Below are 389 nucleotides of genomic sequence, written 5' to 3' on the forward strand. Positions count from 1 at the left end.
GTGCGGTTGAATTCGGCCAGGATCCAGCGATCCGCCAGCGACAGCACTTTCTCGCCGCCGTTGAAGCCGCAGTCGTGCGCTTCGGTGTTCATCAGCACGAAGCGGCTGGCGTTCCACAGCTTGTTACAGAAGTTGCGGTAGCCTTCCAGGCGCTTCATGTCCCAGTTGATGTCGCGGCCGGTCGAGGCCAGCGCCGCCAGGGTGAAGCGCAGGGCGTCGGTGCCGTGCGGCTCGATGCCGTTCGGGAACTGCTTCTCGGTGCGCTTGCGGATTTTCTCCGCCAGCTGCGGCTGCATCATGTTGCCGGTGCGTTTTTCCAGCAGATCTTCCAGCGAGATGCCGTCGACCATGTCCAGCGGATCGATCACGTTGCCTTTCGACTTGGACAT

1 pseudogene is annotated in these 389 nt (G+C 62.0%); it reads right to left on the bottom strand.

Annotated features, from left to right (window positions below):
• Window positions 1–368, bottom strand: a pseudogene (locus KHA85_RS20545) (hypothetical protein); the annotation flags it as partial.
• Window positions 369–389 lie beyond the last annotated feature (21 nt).

The organism is Dietzia massiliensis (assembly GCF_018390595.1).
Taxonomy (GTDB): domain Bacteria; phylum Actinomycetota; class Actinomycetes; order Mycobacteriales; family Mycobacteriaceae; genus Dietzia; species Dietzia massiliensis.